Origin of the sequence: Bacillus sp. FSL P2-0099 (assembly GCF_038007445.1) — a bacterium.
In the GTDB taxonomy this organism is placed as follows: Bacteria; Bacillota; Bacilli; order Bacillales; family Bacillaceae_G; genus Bacillus_A; species Bacillus_A mycoides.
Window position 1 is genome coordinate 2,648,141 of the sequence record NZ_JBBOXE010000001.1, and the last position, 17,208, is coordinate 2,665,348.

The 17,208-nt window shown below is 31.6% G+C and carries 15 protein-coding genes, 2 pseudogenes and 1 other annotated feature; of the genes and pseudogenes, 3 read left to right on the forward strand and 14 right to left on the reverse strand.

Annotated features, from left to right (window positions below):
* Positions 1-70: 70 nt before the first annotated feature.
* Positions 71-982, reverse strand: a complete 912-nt coding sequence (locus tag MKY90_RS13415; protein ID WP_078214396.1) for a DMT family transporter — start codon at positions 980-982, stop codon at positions 71-73.
* Positions 983-1,134: 152 nt separating this feature from the next.
* On the opposite strand from MKY90_RS13415, the gene pdxR reads away from it, so the two are divergent.
* Entirely contained in the window at positions 1,135-2,568 is a 1,434-nt protein-coding gene (gene pdxR, locus MKY90_RS13420; protein WP_215599624.1) for a MocR-like pyridoxine biosynthesis transcription factor PdxR, read from the forward strand.
* A 45-nt stretch (positions 2,569-2,613) separates the two neighbouring features.
* On the opposite strand, the gene MKY90_RS13425 is transcribed toward pdxR, so the two are convergent.
* A complete protein-coding gene (locus MKY90_RS13425) occupies positions 2,614-3,144 on the reverse strand; it encodes a DUF4269 domain-containing protein (protein ID WP_215599623.1) in 531 nt (176 codons plus the stop codon).
* A 175-nt stretch (positions 3,145-3,319) separates the two neighbouring features.
* Between MKY90_RS13425 and MKY90_RS13430 the strand changes: the two genes are divergently transcribed.
* Complete coding sequence (locus tag MKY90_RS13430; RefSeq protein WP_098168263.1) at positions 3,320-3,787, forward strand: DUF2306 domain-containing protein; 468 nt, start codon at positions 3,320-3,322, stop codon at positions 3,785-3,787.
* 146 nt (positions 3,788-3,933) lie between these two features.
* On the opposite strand, the gene MKY90_RS13435 is transcribed toward MKY90_RS13430, so the two are convergent.
* Both MKY90_RS13435 and MKY90_RS13440 read right to left on the reverse strand, forming a co-directional pair.
* Positions 3,934-4,809, reverse strand: coding sequence for a glycerophosphodiester phosphodiesterase (locus tag MKY90_RS13435; protein WP_215599622.1), 876 nt, complete (start codon positions 4,807-4,809; stop codon positions 3,934-3,936).
* Between the two features lie 46 nt (positions 4,810-4,855).
* Complete coding sequence (locus MKY90_RS13440) at positions 4,856-5,656, reverse strand: GNAT family N-acetyltransferase (RefSeq protein WP_341091540.1); 801 nt, start codon at positions 5,654-5,656, stop codon at positions 4,856-4,858.
* Positions 5,657-6,161: 505 nt separating this feature from the next.
* Between MKY90_RS13440 and MKY90_RS13445 the strand changes: the two genes are divergently transcribed.
* The gene (locus MKY90_RS13445) at positions 6,162-6,860 is read left to right on the forward strand and encodes a hypothetical protein (protein ID WP_215599621.1); all 699 of its coding nucleotides are present in this window, start codon (positions 6,162-6,164) and stop codon (positions 6,858-6,860) included.
* A gap of 50 nt (positions 6,861-6,910) precedes the next feature.
* Here the strand turns inward: MKY90_RS13445 and MKY90_RS13450 are convergent, their stop codons facing one another.
* The 10 genes and pseudogenes from MKY90_RS13450 to MKY90_RS13495 form a co-directional block, all read right to left on the reverse strand.
* On the reverse strand, positions 6,911-8,215 hold the full coding sequence (locus MKY90_RS13450) for an MFS transporter (RefSeq protein ID WP_078214393.1): 1,305 nt from the start codon (positions 8,213-8,215) through the stop codon (positions 6,911-6,913).
* Positions 8,216-8,328: 113 nt separating this feature from the next.
* On the reverse strand, positions 8,329-9,552 hold the full coding sequence (locus MKY90_RS13455; protein ID WP_087996206.1) for a methyltransferase domain-containing protein: 1,224 nt from the start codon (positions 9,550-9,552) through the stop codon (positions 8,329-8,331).
* Positions 9,553-9,716: 164 nt separating this feature from the next.
* Positions 9,717-10,523, reverse strand: coding sequence for a DegV family protein (locus MKY90_RS13460; protein WP_002141971.1), 807 nt, complete (start codon positions 10,521-10,523; stop codon positions 9,717-9,719).
* A gap of 192 nt (positions 10,524-10,715) precedes the next feature.
* Entirely contained in the window at positions 10,716-11,222 is a 507-nt protein-coding gene (locus tag MKY90_RS13465; RefSeq protein ID WP_002141972.1) for a DUF3189 family protein, read from the reverse strand.
* A 79-nt stretch (positions 11,223-11,301) separates the two neighbouring features.
* On the reverse strand, positions 11,302-11,769 hold the full coding sequence (locus tag MKY90_RS13470; protein ID WP_215599620.1) for a DUF1453 family protein: 468 nt from the start codon (positions 11,767-11,769) through the stop codon (positions 11,302-11,304).
* A 211-nt stretch (positions 11,770-11,980) separates the two neighbouring features.
* Positions 11,981-12,613, reverse strand: a complete 633-nt coding sequence (locus MKY90_RS13475; protein WP_078185854.1) for a VanZ family protein — start codon at positions 12,611-12,613, stop codon at positions 11,981-11,983.
* A 121-nt stretch (positions 12,614-12,734) separates the two neighbouring features.
* Positions 12,735-12,860, reverse strand: a pseudogene (locus MKY90_RS13480) (GNAT family N-acetyltransferase); the annotation flags it as partial.
* Positions 12,861-12,928: 68 nt separating this feature from the next.
* Positions 12,929-13,090: pseudogene (locus MKY90_RS13485) on the reverse strand (penicillin-binding protein); the annotation flags it as partial.
* 155 nt (positions 13,091-13,245) lie between these two features.
* The gene (locus MKY90_RS13490; RefSeq protein ID WP_341091545.1) at positions 13,246-14,484 is read right to left on the reverse strand and encodes an MFS transporter; all 1,239 of its coding nucleotides are present in this window, start codon (positions 14,482-14,484) and stop codon (positions 13,246-13,248) included.
* 65 nt (positions 14,485-14,549) lie between these two features.
* Positions 14,550-14,807: a binding site (T-box leader), on the reverse strand.
* Positions 14,808-14,997: 190 nt separating this feature from the next.
* Positions 14,998-17,136, reverse strand: a complete 2,139-nt coding sequence (locus tag MKY90_RS13495) for a penicillin-binding protein (protein WP_341091546.1) — start codon at positions 17,134-17,136, stop codon at positions 14,998-15,000.
* Between the last annotated feature and the right edge of the window lie 72 nt (positions 17,137-17,208).

Sequence of the window (17,208 nt, forward strand, 5' to 3'; positions counted from 1 at the left end):
TTTATAGAATTGAAAACCTGTTATTAATCCGAAATTTTGCATTCAAATTGCAAATACTCGTAGGGATGTCTTACCATACCTTTTCACTCTCAATTTGCTTATAATCATCTTTATTAAATGTTAAATGAGCAATCACAACTCCAAGTATAGTAATTCCCCCTCCAATTATCGAAACAAAGGTTGGCACCTCACCTAACCATATCCAAGCGATAATACATGCAGTTACTGGTGTTAAATATAGAGAACTTGTTGCCTCAGAAGCACTGGCATGGGATGTAATATATGCTAATGCAATATACGGCAGTACTGTCGGGAACACACCTAAATATATAACACTCAAAGTAATTTCTATAGGAGCTGTTACGATTTCTTGATAAATCCCTGGCAAAAAAATAAGCATAAATACAGTACCAGACCAAATTGTATATATTGTAAATGGCAAGAAACCGTACTTTTTTAAGTATGGCCTTTGAAAAACGAAAAATAGACTTTCTGAAATTGCCGCCAATAATATTAGTAATCCCCCACTATTCAATTGAATGGAATCTCCTTGACTTAACGATAAAAAAGCAATTCCTACAAAACTAATTACACCACCGATCCAACCATTTAATTTCATTCTTTCATTCAAAAAAATAGAAGCAAGAATTGCCGTTAATATAGGTGTTACTGATACAATTAAACTAGCAGGTCCAGCATTCACACTCTTTTCACCGTAGTTCAGTGCAATATGATAAATTGTAAATCCAAGAGCACCAACTATAAAAATGACTGGAATATCTTTCAAATCAGGTAAACGTAACTTGTATATAAGTGAAAACAGAAAAAGAATCAAAGAAGCGATTAATAATCGTAGCAAAGTAAGGTGTTCAGGGGTGTAAGCTTCAAGCCCCATCCGAATTCCTGGAAAAGCTGTTCCCCATATAAGAATCGTAAAAGCGTGAGCACATACAATACGAAAATCCCATTTTTTATTATGCATATATTCTCTCCCTCTCCAATAAACCAGCCATTTTCTAATTACCAATTATTTCTTTTCATCATATTTAATAGTTGATACAATGTCTTCAACCAGTTAATCCTCGAAAAAACCAACCACTTTGCATTTTTAAAATGAATGAGGGAGTTTTTAATATGTCTACTGATAAAAAACTGCCTAAATATCGGCAGATAATAGACTATATGAAAGAAAAAATTGAATACGGAGAATGGCCGATTGGAAGTAAGGTTCCTAGCCAGCGGCAGTTAGCGAAATTATTTCATGTAAATCGTAGTACTGTAATAATTGCACTAGAAGAACTTATGGCAGATGGCTTAATTCAAGGAAAAATCGGGTCAGGAACAATTGTAACGAATAATACATGGTCATTATTAGCCACCAATCCCCCGCCCGATTGGAGTGAATATGTAAAGTCTGGTATTCATAAACCAAGCAAGTTAATGGTACGAGAAATAAATGAAGCAGAAGCAAATAAAAAATTGATTCATCTTAGTAAAGGAGAACTTGCACCTCATCTTTTCCCGTTAGAAACTATGCAATTCATTATGCGTAACGTATGTGAGGAACTAGATTATTTCGGATATGAAGAACAAAAAGGATATCTCCCTTTACGTGAAGCAATAAGTAATTATGTAAAATCATTTGGAATAAATACATCACCAAGCTCTATATTAATAGTCTCTGGTGCATTACAGGCATTACAATTAATATCAATCGGTCTTTTACATAGAGAGTCAACTGTTTTACTTGAACGACCTTCTTACTTATATTCTCTTCACGTATTTCAATCGGCTAATATTCACCTTTCTGGAATACAGATGGATCAACATGGAATTATCCCTAATGATTTGTTAAGAAAAATTAATTATAGTCAAAAGAAAAATATTTTATATTCGATTCCTTGTTTTCAAAATCCGACGGGTGTATTAATGTCCAAGGATCGACGAAAAGAAATACTAAGAATATGCGAAAAAGAACAATTGCCTATCATTGAAGATGATATTTACCGTGAGTTATGGATGGATGAACTACCGCCCCCTCCTTTAAAGTCGATGGATAAATATGGACATGTTTTATATATCGGTAGTCTATCTAAAACACTTAGCCCAGGACTTAGGATTGGTTGGATTATCGGACCAGAGCCTGTTATTGAGAGATTATCAGACATAAAAATGCAAACTGACTATGGGTCAAGTTCTTTATCTCAAAGAGTTGCTGCAGAATGGTTAAGTAAAGGGTTTTATGAGGATCACGTAGCGAACGTAAGGATTCACCTAAAAAAACGAAGACGAATAATGATACAAGCACTAAATACGTACTGCGCTGACATTACTACATGGGATATTCCTAGTGGTGGATTTTTTATATGGCTAAGGGTAGTGCCTAACATTTCGATGAAAAAACTATTTTCAGAGGCTCAATCAAAGGGAGTTCTTTTTAACCCGGGACGTATTTATGAGGAAGAATCAGATCAGTTTATACGTTTATCTTATGGGTATTCTTCCCCTGAACAAATTACTCAAGGTATTATTATATTAAGTAATTTGATTCGTAAGTTAATGGCATAATAAAAAAATCCTCTTTATAAAAAGAGGATTTTTTGTGTGCCTTTTTTACCATAATCTCATTTCCTGTCCTAATAAAATAAGTTCTTTATAGGGATCACCGCCAATGTTTAATACTTGAGCAAAAGCCGGTTCTGTTTTTAACCCTTGTTCTTTTAATTCAATTACTTCTTCTCTAATGTGTGGGTGCTGCATTAATAGCATGTGCTCCACTATCATATGTTTATATGCATTTTGGTTACGTACTGGCCGCGGTTGAGCAAATAATTCAAATTCAAAACCTTCAAATTGAAAATTCACCTTTATTGTTAAGATATTTTTAATGATTTTCTTTTTCATTTCAAATCCTTCGTATGAGCCATACAATGATCTAATTTCCTGTTCAAAAAAATCATAATTATGTACTTCCATTACAATGTCTAAGTCAGAATGAAGGGTATCAACTCTAATAGGGATTGTCCCGCAAAGTACAGGGCTATATAAAGCTAAATCCTCTATTATGTTTAGTTTATTAATAACTTCGTAAACTTTTTGTTGCTTATCATTCCCAGATTGTAAATATGTAATAGATGTAAACATAGAAGTCTCTCCTTCATTTAACGTAATACTCGTCTCACTAAATTTGAGAAAAAATTTAATCATTCCATTTTGTTCTAGGAGTACCTTTATTTCAATATATTAAGGCGAACTAACTATATTGTTCAACTTTTCTCCTATACTGCAATACTATAAAAATAAAAAAGGAGGAACTTTTATGAGCATTTTCAACATTCTTTTGACCATACACATATTATTTGGAACTATATGTTTAATTACTGGTATTGTAGCGATGGTTGCTCAAAAAAAGAAAGGAAAACATACGGAATGGGGCGAAATATACCATGCGTCCTATGTTGTCATAACCCTTACTGCAATTATATTGTCTATTTTAAACTGGGATAAAATCGCATATTTATTTTATGTAGCAATTATCTCCTATTCATTTGCGATTTACGGATATCTCGCAAGAAAAAAACGATGGAGAAATTGGTTGCAACACCATATTAGAGGTATGTTAGGCTCTTATATTGGTGCAGTTACCGCACTTTTAGTAAACATTGGTATGTATATCCCTATTTTAAATCTACTTCCACCAATATGGTTTTGGTTCTTACCTACTATAATCGGTATTCCTCTCGTAGCCAGTGTATCAAAAAAATATAAAAAAGAAAGGAAAAATTAATTACATTTTGATTACTTTCTGACAAAACTTATGAAAAATAATAATCAATATTGTATTATATCAAGTTTGGCGTATAGAACTAAAAAAGAATCCAATATGTTTATTGGATTCTTTTTTGTTTATTACTCCCTTAAGAATAATACTTTTTAATTATGACTTTTCAAATCTAATACTGAATGTAAACGATCCGGATAATTAGTAAACATCCCGTCGATGCCCCAAGAAAGTAACTTTTTCATATCTTTTTCATTATTTACTGTAAATGGATGAACTTCTAATCCATAATTCTTTATTTTTTTTACGTAGGCTGCATCAATATATTTATAATTCATACCAAGACCTATGCAGTATGTTTTATACTTTTCTATTTCTGAGTCTGTTAATTGAACTGCTTTTTTAAATGATAATAATTGTACTAACGGTATATTATCATTTAAACTGTGAATCTTTCGCAGACTTTCTTCACTAAATGATTGAATAATAACTTTATCATTTATTTGGTAGAGATTAATAATTTCTAATAGTTTTTCCTCCATTCCAGGATATTCATCTGGTGATTTTGTTTCGATATAATAATTAGCATTATGTCCAAACGTTTCAATAATCTCTTCTAATATTGGAACTTTAGTATCTTCAAATTCTTTCTTTGCTAAATTTGGATGCTTTTTATTGAAAAAAGAACCTGCATTCAGTTGTTTTATTTCATCTAATGTATGATCTTTTACAAAACCAGTACCGTTTGTTGTACGGTTTAATGTTTCATCATGCATAGCTATTAAATGTCCATCTTTTGTCATTTGGAGATCTATTTCTATATAGTCACCTTTTAATTGTTGTCCTAATGTATAAGCCACTATTGTATGTTCTGGTGCATATGCAGAAGCACCTCTATGCGCAATGTTTTTTATATGATTTGATTGATTAGTAGCTTTTATATAATTATGTTCATTTACTTGTTGAAAAACAAAGATGCTTATTACTGTGAAGAAACAAATGATTGTAATTATAGATGTTTTTTTCATAACGGTATGTTAACTCCTATATTTAAAACAATTTGACTTGGATGATTTACTCAAATAAATGCCGATTTTCAAAAACAGTCATTTGTCCTACAACTTGAAAGCCGGATTTTTTATAAATATTTATTCCATCAGGTGAAGCTTGTAATACACAATACGTATTTTTTAATTGTTTTGCTTCTTGCAGCAGGAAATTAAACATAGTAGAGCCAAAACCTTTTCCTCTCATTTCTTCTTTAGTCGCTATATCATAAATACCGACACTATCTTTCGTACATACTAAAGAGCCAACAGATACTACCTCACCTTTATAAAGACCTAAGTATAGTTTCATATTATCGCTATTCCATAAATTTAAAGAAGAAATTTGATTATAGTATGCTTGTACATTTTTACCTTCCTCTGATGTACCAAATAGATTAGCAAACGTTTCTCCAAACTTTTTGATTTGTCCTGAAGAAGATGCTTTTTGTATCGTAAAACCTACTGGCATGTTTATTCTTGGATGAATTGTTTTTAATTCTGCTACCATCGCGATATTCTTTTCAGCTTCTTTTAAACCAAGTTTGATTAATTCGCTTTTTATAGTCTGTTCTTGCTTATCATCCCAAAACCAAACACTCATTGGAAATTTCTTTTGATTATAGTATTCTACCTCCTTATATAATTTCTCGATTCCTTCCGTTACATTACTATTTAGTAGTGTGATAATATTAAATGTATCTGCAGGTAATCCGCAGTCGACAGTAATGTAATCCTTCGTTTCTTTTACATCCATTCCATTTACCTGCCGCGCAATATATGAGGTTTTATATGTAAAATTGTCTATTAGTAACTGTTTATAATTCATTCATTTTGCTCCTTTCATAAAAATTCGTATTCGAATCCTTCAGTATTAAATATATCATATAAGAAATGTACCTATTTCTATAAAAATATCTCTATAAATCACTCTTTGCGCCCTAAAAGAATTAAAAATGATATAACGTTGTCGGAATGAAAAAAGTGGTATATAATAAATATTAACATTACTAGTAATTATTTTAGGTATTCCTAGAATAAAGGAGCGATACATATGAAAATTACTATTTATTTCGGAAGTCATGAAGATCAAGATGTTCGTACTATGGACTGTCATTTAGATGTAGAAGATACAGAAGAGATTGTATCTGTATCTTAATATAAATAATGGGATGAAACCTCTTCCCTGCAACGTTTAAGGCACCTTTTATAGGTGTCTTTTTTATTGTTTTTTCGTCAAAAACCCTTTACTTTAGTGCGTTTTAATAGTAAAATATAAATATACGAACAAACGTTCTTTTAATTTATTTGTACATGAAGGGATGATTTCAACAATGACTCAAGCAAAGCGCAGAGGAAGAAAAAAGCAAACACCTATTATTTCAAATACAGGCTTTATCGGCTCTGTCTTTATTGATACATTGGAGTTACAAAAGAAATCCTATTATTTCGCTCGTAAAAAACTTCAAATTGTTCATCACGTACTAGATGGTCTATCTGGGGCAACGAGTGCATTATTTAAAGAACATAATATATCCGCACACATGTCATGTGTGTATTTACATAAACAAAAGAAAATCGGCTTTGTTCTTTCAACAAAACCGTTTGAACAAAGTGATGGCGTTGCTTACTTTATAAATTATTTAATCGAAAAGAATTTTTACGGTAACGAAGAAGTAGAATATCAAGAAGTATTTAATACAGGTTTTATTGGTGTAGTATTCGCGGATTTATCTAGTATAGATCGCTTTAATTTTGAGTTTGAAATGGGTATGTTAACGAAGTTAATGAAAGATATGATCATTCCTGTTAAAGAGCTCTTTTTACGCCACAATGTACCGGCTTACATCTCCACTTCTCATTTAGAGGAGCAAAATAAATTAGGTTTCGTTCTATCTGTAAAGCCATATGATGAACGTGCAGAAGCAGATTTATACTTTGAAACATATTTAAAAGAGCGCGGGTTATTTATTGGTGAAGAAGATGATGATATTGATAAGATTGTCATTAGAAAGACAGCTGAATTACGATAGAAAAGCACAGGATGATGTTCCTGTGCTTTTTAAACATTTAACAATATCACTTAGCTACGCAAAACACTATAATCTTTTGAATGAATTTCTAAATTCAACTTATTTGAGTAAGCTTTATTTAAAATAAGAAATACTATCCCTCCTGCAATTGGAAGCATGTAGGCTGGAATATAATTTAATAATAGACCCGATAATGCTAGTGCTATTGGCTGCATCATTTTACCTATACTTAATCCAATACTGAGCACTCTTCCCCTATATTCATCGGGAATCTCTTTTTGCATGAAATAAGTTAAAGGAATATCAATTAGTGCTATCATTAGCCCTAAAAAGAACATAATAATGCAATACGTAGTAACGTATACAAAATTATCTACTTCAATACTTTTGAATGAAATTGGAATCCCTGAAATTATCATAAAAATTGCCAACATAAAACTTGATTTTTTTAAAAGATAGGAATAAGAAAAACGATCAGTTATCTTTTTTACTAATATTGCACCAACTATCATTCCTACTGGAAAAGTCCCATGAATCATGCCAAATTGCTTCGAACTAAGATTGAGAACTGTGTTTATTATGTATGGTAATGGGACGATTACAGCAAAACCTAGGAAGAAATTAAGTACAGTTAAAATACGAAACGTATTTTTTAAGCTTTCCCTTTCAATTAAGTAAGAAAACGCCTCTTTTATATCTTTAATAAAATTAATTTCTCTTTTTGAACATCCATCTTTTATGTTGTACTCGAACAATTTAAAGTGAATAAACAATATGGATATGCCCGAAAGAATAAATGAAATACCATTTATAATTATAAAAGTTTTTATATCTAATACAGCAAAAATGATGCCACCTAACATAGGACCGAGAATCAAAGATACAGAATCGATAATTTTACTTATAGAGTTAATACTCATTAGCTTCTCTTTAGAGACGATATTTGGTTTTGCGGCTTCTAATCCTATTCCGAAGAATGTTGTAAATACCGACATAAGAAAGGTAGTAGCATAAATGATGAATAAGTTTAATCCATAATTGCTGCTTACTATATAAACAGCAATTAATAAGCATCCATTTAGTAGATCCATACAAATAACCAGCTTCTTTTTATCAACCTTATCTGCGATTACGCCGGCAAATGGATTCATAACAATCATTGGAATCGTTCCTAAAATGAGTGTAATTGCGAAATTTAATGCTGATCCGGTTATTTGTAAAACATATAATCCTAATGCAAAACTATAAATAGAGCTACCAAATATTGATACTGTTTTCCCAATTACATAGAGACAAATATTTCTTAGTTCTTGATTGCTTTTTTCATTTTGTAAATGTATTCGTAAACGCTCCATAACTTTTCCCTCCCACTTAACTTTGTATTACGTATAGTGTAAGTTCTCGGGTCAACCCAATATCAATATGCTAGTATTAAAAACTTTTAAAAGAAAAATTAAAAAAGATGGGGTTAACCCCATCTTTTTCCGAAAAATGAATATGTATAAATTTCTTCTCCTTGAACAAAGAAATCCTCGTATTTTCCTCCTCGTTCTATATATTCTGAAGTTCTTTCATCTATGGAATTAAACTGTAGCTTTTGGATTTCTCTCTTCACTTTTGAAGACGTAAAATTATCTCGAAATCTAGTTGTAATTTGGCTATTTATGCTGAAATTTTTAAATAAAATAAATGAACTTAATAAATAACAATCAGGTTTTAAAAGGGAATTTAATTCATGTAATAAAAAATTTTCATGCTCAAAACTGTAATTACTTGTACCAGACTGATCAATTACAATATCAACAGAATGATTCTGAATAGGTATACTTAAAAAATCAGCGCAAATAAAAAGAATGTTTCTTTTGGAATTTCTTCTTTCAATTACATCTTTTAAAAATAGAAGTTTATTCAAATCTCGATCAACAGCAATATATAAGCAATCCTCTGGCAGCTCTTCATAAATATTTCGTAAAAAGAATCCAAGACCTGATCCTATATCAAGTATTACCTTGTCATTTAAATCTAGTTGTTTTAGTTTCTTTTTCGCCCATTCTCCTACTCTATGTATATTCTCCAAATAAGAAGAATCAGTTTCATGGATATAATTTGAAATAGGATCTTCAAAAGAAGCCCTGTCAGACGTTTCAAACGATTTACCTGCTGTTAAAATCCCTGAATTAATAACATACTCTTCGCCGCAATTACAAGTTAATTTCCCCTCCGTAATTTGATTGCTATTAATAATTCCATCTTGAAGAATTAAATTCCCGCTACACTTAAAACATGTAAGAAAATTAAGTACCCTTAAATCTATCCCTAAAATTGAATTAGAAATCTGAGTTGTTATAGATAAATCATTTAACGCTGCCTTTAATTTATCTCTTCTTTCCTTTAAATTTTTTATTTCATGTTCCACCTTTTCATATTTCAATTTAAATAAAGATTGGTAAAAAGTATCTTTTTCATAATTTATAGATTTTGCTAAACTTTTATAAAGAAAAAGTTCTTTAATTTCATTCAAACTAAATCCTAGACATTTGTACTCTAATATAAGCTCTACATCTTTTTGACAATACTCATCAAAAAAATAATGGCCACCCTTCTTTTCGGGGATAATTAGCCCGAGATCCATATAATGTCTAATCGCATCTATACTTAAATTATTTTTTTCTCCAAATTTACCGATTTTCATAATATCACTACCATTTTAGTATTTGTTTATAAATACTTCTTTTCTAATAGTAGGAAATCCTTTTATCTATACATAATTATCTAGTATGGGGTAGATTCAATGGATACTTCATATTTGTTGTAGAAAAAAATAAAAAACCCGCGAATTATTCACGGGTTTTCCTCTTAATAACTAATTGCTATTGTACCTTCACCTGCATGTACAGCAAATGAAATTGGCAATGGATAAAGCTTGAAATCCATTTCAGGGAATGCTTGTTTAATATCTAAAATCCATTCTTCAGCTCCATCTTTATCGTTAGCATAGAACATATGAAGTACTTTTGGTAATTCTTTTTCAAGCTCATTTTTAATGTATTCTCTACATTTTTGGATTTTACGTACTTTCTTTTCAAGTAAAAGTTCTCCGCCCTTTACTTCCAAGATTAAGTTGACACTTAATAAACTTCCAAGTAAAAATTGAACTCCCTTTACTCGACCACTTGCATATAAACCTTTTAAGCTTTTTGGAAATACATAAAAAGGCCTTCTTTTTTCATCTACTAATGTTTTATGTATATCTTGTAAAGTCATACCATCATTGTATAACGTTTTAGCTTTTCTCAAAAGTTCATCCATTGGATAACTTGTCGTTTCACTATCTAATACAGTTAAAGGGAAACCTGCCATATCAGCAGCTAGCTTCATATTTTGATAGGTCCCACTTACTTTTCCGCTAATAGCAACTGCAAAGCCTTCTTCATATTCTTCTTTGCATTTAGTAAATAATTCTACCATTTCCCCTATGTTAGGTTGCGAAGTAGTAACTGTTCTTCCATCATTTAACGCTTCATAAAGACGTTTATGAACTCCTTCTTCACAATCCTTATAAGACACTCCATCAATAATAACTTCAATTGGGATAACAAAGTTATCACCATCTGTTGTAAAACTCGCAGTTGTACTATCAGTAAACCAAGCAACACGCTTCATGTTGTTCCTCCCTTATTCTGTTCCTCTTTTCTGACTTTTCTATATATTTATCTTACGAAAAGAGAATATCCCCTGTAATAGTAACAGGACTTTATTATTTTGGCTATAGTAGATGTAATAATAAATGTGAATGTTTTTTGTCTATTTATCAAAAAAAAGAAAACCACAAAATTTCCCGGCCTTCTTTTAACATTACTTAAATGTTTCGTTATCTAAAATTACAACATAATCATTCGTCAATCGGCCAGCTTCTTTCGTATAATTAACAAGCCTTTGTATGTTATCACAGCTAAGTTTTGCTCCCCATACGAGTAATGGTACGCCGATAAAGTCGATGTGGAACCTTCTAGAAAACAGACCACCGAAAGTCATTGGTAAAGGAACTGTTGGTGATGTATTAGAAAAGATAATCTTTTCATGGCTATGATAATGTTTTTGCAGAATCTCTCCTAAATGCTTCATCGCAGGTACAACGACTTTGGATGCCCCGCACCCAATTGTATATACAGGATTTTCATATTCATCTTGTCCATGAAAAATAATCTTTCCCATATCCTCTGTTTTCAATTTATTAAAGTAATCTACATTTAATATTTCTTCTTTCGTTAACTTACGATCTGTTGGTAATTTATTTAAATGATAAGCTGCAGCGAGTGCAGTTGAATGCGTTCCACCGAAATCTGTGTAAATGAATATCATATTATCATCCCTTGTTGTAAAAGTTCAATATTATTTAGTATTACCGTTCACAGCGTTGTTAAACAAGGGACGAATGTATTTACGCTTTTTGTGTTAATTCATTATATTTTTTCCAAATATAATAGCGTCTACTAATTACGGTACCTAATGTAATACATAAAAAGGCATTCGTTACAACCATTAATGTGTGGTGAGTACTGCCAGGAAACATACTTTGCTTAATCAAAACCTTTGCACCTAAAATAACAAGGAGAATAATTGTACTTAACCAATTTCCTTTTCGTAATACATGACCTGTTTCACTATCTAATCGAAATGTTAAAGCTTTTCCCCTAATAACTCCAAGACCCAATCCAATTCCAAGCATTGCAACGAAGAGAAGTCCTTGCAATATATTAAATTGTCCCATATGAATAATGGACTGGATTGTTACAAAGCACAGCAAAGCCGGAATGAGCCAAATACGATTAATATTCACTTTGTATTCCTTACCTTGAATTAATACAATTATAAGAATAACAAGTAGAATAACAAATAGAATATCCATTTAGAGTCCTCCTATATACTTGTTTACCTTTGAAAATTATATTCGTCTCTGTTCATATCATACTTGAAATACGATAGCTACTTTAATTTGTATAATATGGAATGTGATCTCCCATCAGCCTTAAGCATAATTTATAAAAGTAAAAAGACGTACTTTTTACTCATACGTCTTTAGTAGATTTATTAGTACATTCCTAAACTGGTTTAAACTTTTATTTATCAATAAATTCTACACCTTTAGAGTTAGTTTTATCTAATACTTGAATGTTAAATGTAGCAGCTAATTTTAAAGTGATTTTATAAATGGAATATCCAATTATAGAACCTAGAACGTTACAGATTACATCATCAATATCGGTAATACGTCCCCCTCCACTAACTAATGACTCGATTAATTGTAACAATTCTATACTAACCGATATGATAAAACCTAATAAAATAGTATTTTTAACTTTTTTGAATTTATTCCATATAAGTGGTGCTAAAAACCCTAAAGGCATTAATAATAAAACATTCCCGCCTACATTTCTTACGATTAGACCAATCATAAATAGGACATCACCATCATAAGCACTCCCTATTTGACCGATATCTTTAATAATTGATGCAAAAGGAATAATATTGACTGACCGATTAAGATTTTCAACACTAGAAGGAAACCCGATTGGTAAAGGGAATAAGGTTACTGCAACAACCATACAAATGTATACTGCAAATAGAAAACTAATTAATTCTTTCCACCAATTCACATGCTTTTTATTTTTGAACCCAATTAATATACTTCGGACAAATAAATAACAGATAACCCCAAAAATAATAAATAAACTACCGTTAATCATATGCAAATCGCTAACACATCCCTTTATCTTAATTATTCGCTTCTATTCTATAGGACTTTTCGCAGGATGGTTTTGTCATACGGAATAATGCATCTTTATATTATTGTAAATTCATTAAAGAAAAGCCTTCAATTGCGGGATTTTCATATTTTTCTTTCTCTCTAAGTACATTGTCATAATATGCTGTATCTAAAAAAGATAACGCACGGCAACGTACCTAGCCTATTTCGTCTTCTTTTTTATATGCACTAATTTTATATCCATGTAATTAAAAAGCTCCTTCTATCTCTACCATTAGTTTTTCAGGTCCTGCCCCTTTATGATAGCAGTAAATAATTTGCATCCTGAGGCAATTCCAAACCTTGTTTGTAGTGTATTGTTTATACATTCACTTCGGTTAGCATATCCAAATGAATTTTCATAGATAATATCATCATCTTTTTTTATTAAGACTACCCCAGAAAAATCTATATTCTGATGTATTTATTTTACAATTTTCTCTATTTGATCTTTTGTTTTTATCATAATAACCACCCTTGTTTATTGGTATTGTTCTTTCCCCTTATTATTTTTCCATATATAGGGTAAAGAAACCTCCTATTCACCCACCCTTTAGTTTCAAATAAAAATCAAGGTAACTATTTCGATTTTATTGATTCAGCGGAATATATCTTAGACTGCGATGGTAATAAGGTAAACACGCACAATATGATAGTAATAAGTAGCATTACCAGTACTCCTACAATGACCACAAGTTGCATAGAAGTGAATTGAGTTGCAACGCCGAACAGAATCGTTATAAAAATTGTTAAAACAGCTATAATGAGCCCGTATATACTCCCGATTCGTCCCATCATATGAACCGGAACGTTATTTTGATAAAATGTGTAAAATCCTGTATTTGCATATGCCATAGAGAAAGATAGAATAAAGAATCCGATAGCAGCTATTAAAAACTCACTTGAAAAAGCATAAATCAAATATCCGATTGCAATGAATAATGATCCTATCCCAATTAGAAATGAAGGTGCTAATTTTTTTGATAAAATTGTATTTGTTATGGCTCCTAAAATAAAACCCGCTCCAGCGATACTAACTAGGAAGCCATACTCACTATCTGTTAACAATAAAACTTCTTTCGCAAACGATAGTTCAAGTGAATCTATAGCGGTAGCTAAAACCATCATCCCTTGAAATAAGAAGTAAACACAAACAATATACATAGATTTTTTACTAAAATTTAAAACTATGTTCCAATCTTTCTTTAATACAGTTAGTGAAAATTTATCATTGGATGTATTAGAATCGTCTTTTTTATCAAGATTAGGTAAAAGTAATGTAATGAACCCTGATAACAGAAATGCTATAGCATTCATATATATAGCAAACTCTGGTGTACCAGTTATTAATAATATCCCCGCTACTGCTGGACCAATTAAAAATGCACCAGATCCTATTAAACTACGTAGTGAGTTGAAACGTTGTCTTTGCTCTACTGGAATTAATTTCGTCATATATGTCATAGCAGTTGGTTCATAAATCGCACTGGCCATGCTTATAAAAAATACTAAGAGATAGATAATCCAAAGGGATGGAACCAAGGGTAAAATAGCGATAAATACTACTCGATATATATCGAGGTGAATCATTAACTTTCGTTTATTTAAACGATCTATCATACTTCCTGACCAAGCGTTTGTAAATAAAGTGGCTAATGGTTTTATCACATATAAAGTAGCGACAGCTAAGGCTGAGCCACCCATATTATAGACAAGTACATTCAGTGCGATTAAATAAATCCATGCACCTAAATTCGCGATACCAACTCCGGACAATAGTAATAAAGGATATTTCCAATCTTTAAGTAATTTTTTCACTTTAGGCACCCACTTTCTAAATTGTTTTAAAACAATAAAAAAATCCCACCCCCAAGACTTAAAGTCTTAGGGACGAGATTTATCATCGCGGTGCCACCCTAGTTTGTTAATATGTCGCCATATTAACCTTATCAGGTACTGCACTATTTTCATGCTTATACCTTAGCTCTATAACGGGAGCTCCCGTCACACCATCCACTTTTAAAAGGTTCCGATGTGCTGCTCAGAGGCTTGATTCAATAAAGAATTTTTGCTCCTTTTCAGCTAAATGGAGCTCTCTGTGAAAAATTCATTTTATTTACTATTCTCTTCACTGCATTTGGTTTTTTCCATATTATCACATAGGTTTTATATTGTAAATGATTAAAAAGAATAATCAGTTTTTTTAAAAGTGAGCAGCCTTTATAATTTTGTAACTTGATTTTTTATTTATTAAAAAATACGGTACGTGAAATTGCATGTAACTCTAACAAAAAGAGCCTATTATACTATAGACTCTTACAAAATTCGATATTAATTTGTACTCGCTTCTGCTAATGGTTCTAGAGGAGGTTCCAAATCTAGTTTTAAAGTATCACCTTCTTGTATATATTGTCCCTTTTCAATGCTTTGACTCGTTACATACCCTGTACCTGTTGTTTTTAAATCTAATTTCAACAACTTAGAGAAATACATAACATCACGCATTGACCAACCTTTTAGGTTAGGCATTTTTATATTATTTCCTACTAGAAATATACGATCTCCTTCACTCATTACCTCGCCAGTCTGTGGATATTGTTTTATTATCTTTCCTTCTCCTAATAATACCGGCTGAAGTTTCTCTTTTTCTGCAATGTTTTTTACAGTATCCATCGTTTGATTTACATAATTTTGTACTTTTATTTCAGATTGCTTTGTTGCATCTGCCATTTGCTTTTCTGTATATGGTTTCACTTTTAAATATTCTAGACTATTTTTCATAACTGGTTTAAAAATTTCAGCAAGAGGCTGAGCACCGTATTCATTCCCCTTTAATTTAGGTTGCTTAATGGCTAAATATACGACTAATTGTGGATCATCAATTGGAGCCATTCCTAAGAATGAAAAAATATAATTATCTTTCCCTTCCATATATCGTCCATTTTCAGGATTCGGAATTTGCGCTGTCCCTGTTTTACCACCAATCGGATAGCCATCAATTTTATACATCGTTCCCGTTCCTTTTGATGAAGTAATAACTCGCTCCATTAAGTTCCTTACCTCTTCTGCAGTTTCTTTTTTAATCGGATTCCCTATTTCTTTAGGTTGATTTTCCATAATAACTTGTTTATTTGTTGGATTTACAACCTTATCAACAATATAAGGTTGCATCATTTTCCCGTCATTTGCTATAGCTGTGGCCGCTTGTACGATTTGAATAGGAGTTACAGTTGAGCCTTGGCCGAAAGAAGTAGTAACTTGTTGAATTTGAGTATTTAACAATAATGTATTTTTACTTTCTCCAGGTAAATCTATCCCTGTTTTTTGATTGAAACCAAATTTATTCATATATTGCTTGAATTTATTTGGTTTCAGTAACTGGTCTTCTAAAATAGAAAAAGCAACGTTCGATGACCGTTCAAACCCTTCATCAAATGTAATTGAGCCCCATCCATAGCCGCCATTATGATCTTTAATCTCTGCTGAACCAACTGCGTATTTTCCTGATTGGAAATATTCTTTCCCGTTATATACACCTTCATTAATTGCAGAAGCTAATGTAAAAACTTTCATTGTAGACCCTGGTTCGAATGCATTCGCAATTGGATCGTTTAAAAAATATTCAATGTCTCCCTTGTTAGGATTATAACTAGGCTTACTAGACATTGCTAAAATCTTACCTGTTTTTGGATCTGCAATAATTCCTACTAACATAGAAGGGTCATAGTGTTGCGCCGCTTTATTCATCGCGTCTTCTAAAAAACTATTAATTTGTTTATCAAGCGTAAGGTATACGTTATTTCCATTTTTAGCAGGTTCTACTTTTCCTATATCATTTGTAAGTGGGATTCCTTTTCTTGAACCTACATATGAAACATTACCATTTGTAGAGCGCAAATATTTATCCAAACTTTCTTCAAGCCCAAACTTCCCCACCGCATTACCTTTATCGTCTGGTCTTGCAAAACCAAGTATATACGAGGCGAAATCTTCATTTGGGTATACTCTGGCTTTTTCTGTTGTGAAAGATACACCTGGTATTTTCAAATTATTAATCTCTTCCTTCGCTTCTCTAGATAAGTTACGTCCAATTTTACCAATTTCAACTTGCGTACGTCCTTCGTGAAAATTTTTCATGATCTCCTCTTTATCAACTTCAAGCGCATCTGCTAAACGTTGTGCGGTGTCTTCTTTATCTTTTAATTTATCTTTTCCTTTTAGGTTTACAACGATGCGATATGTCGTTGAGTCTTGGACTAATACTTTACCGTTTTGATCATAAATTGTCCCGCGATTTGCCTCTAAAACTCCATTTTTGTTTTGTTGTTCCTTCGCAAGATCCTTTACATTAACATTATGCACGACTCCTACTGCTTGAATATAAAATATACGTAAAAGCATAGTAAGAAACAAAACAATAAAAGCAATCATCATATATCGAGCGCCTTTATTCGTTTGAAGTTTATGCATACTAATCTCCTTTCCTTTACAATGCATTAATGCGAAGATGCGCTACTAAATATGTTCTTTAATATAGTAGAT

Coding starts and splice junctions, on each gene's coding strand:
- MKY90_RS13415 (WP_078214396.1), bottom strand. CDS start 982: ATGCATAATAAAAAATGGGATTTTCGTATTGTATGTGCTCACGCTTTT.
- pdxR (WP_215599624.1), top strand. CDS start 1,135: ATGTCTACTGATAAAAAACTGCCTAAATATCGGCAGATAATAGACTAT.
- MKY90_RS13425 (WP_215599623.1), bottom strand. CDS start 3,144: ATGTTTACATCTATTACATATTTACAATCTGGGAATGATAAGCAACAA.
- MKY90_RS13430 (WP_098168263.1), top strand. CDS start 3,320: ATGAGCATTTTCAACATTCTTTTGACCATACACATATTATTTGGAACT.
- MKY90_RS13435 (WP_215599622.1), bottom strand. CDS start 4,809: ATGAAAAAAACATCTATAATTACAATCATTTGTTTCTTCACAGTAATA.
- MKY90_RS13440 (WP_341091540.1), bottom strand. CDS start 5,656: ATGAATTATAAACAGTTACTAATAGACAATTTTACATATAAAACCTCA.
- MKY90_RS13445 (WP_215599621.1), top strand. CDS start 6,162: ATGACTCAAGCAAAGCGCAGAGGAAGAAAAAAGCAAACACCTATTATT.
- MKY90_RS13450 (WP_078214393.1), bottom strand. CDS start 8,215: ATGGAGCGTTTACGAATACATTTACAAAATGAAAAAAGCAATCAAGAA.
- MKY90_RS13455 (WP_087996206.1), bottom strand. CDS start 9,552: ATGAAAATCGGTAAATTTGGAGAAAAAAATAATTTAAGTATAGATGCG.
- MKY90_RS13460 (WP_002141971.1), bottom strand. CDS start 10,523: ATGAAGCGTGTTGCTTGGTTTACTGATAGTACAACTGCGAGTTTTACA.
- MKY90_RS13465 (WP_002141972.1), bottom strand. CDS start 11,222: ATGATATTCATTTACACAGATTTCGGTGGAACGCATTCAACTGCACTC.
- MKY90_RS13470 (WP_215599620.1), bottom strand. CDS start 11,769: ATGGATATTCTATTTGTTATTCTACTTGTTATTCTTATAATTGTATTA.
- MKY90_RS13495 (WP_341091546.1), bottom strand. CDS start 17,136: ATGCATAAACTTCAAACGAATAAAGGCGCTCGATATATGATGATTGCT.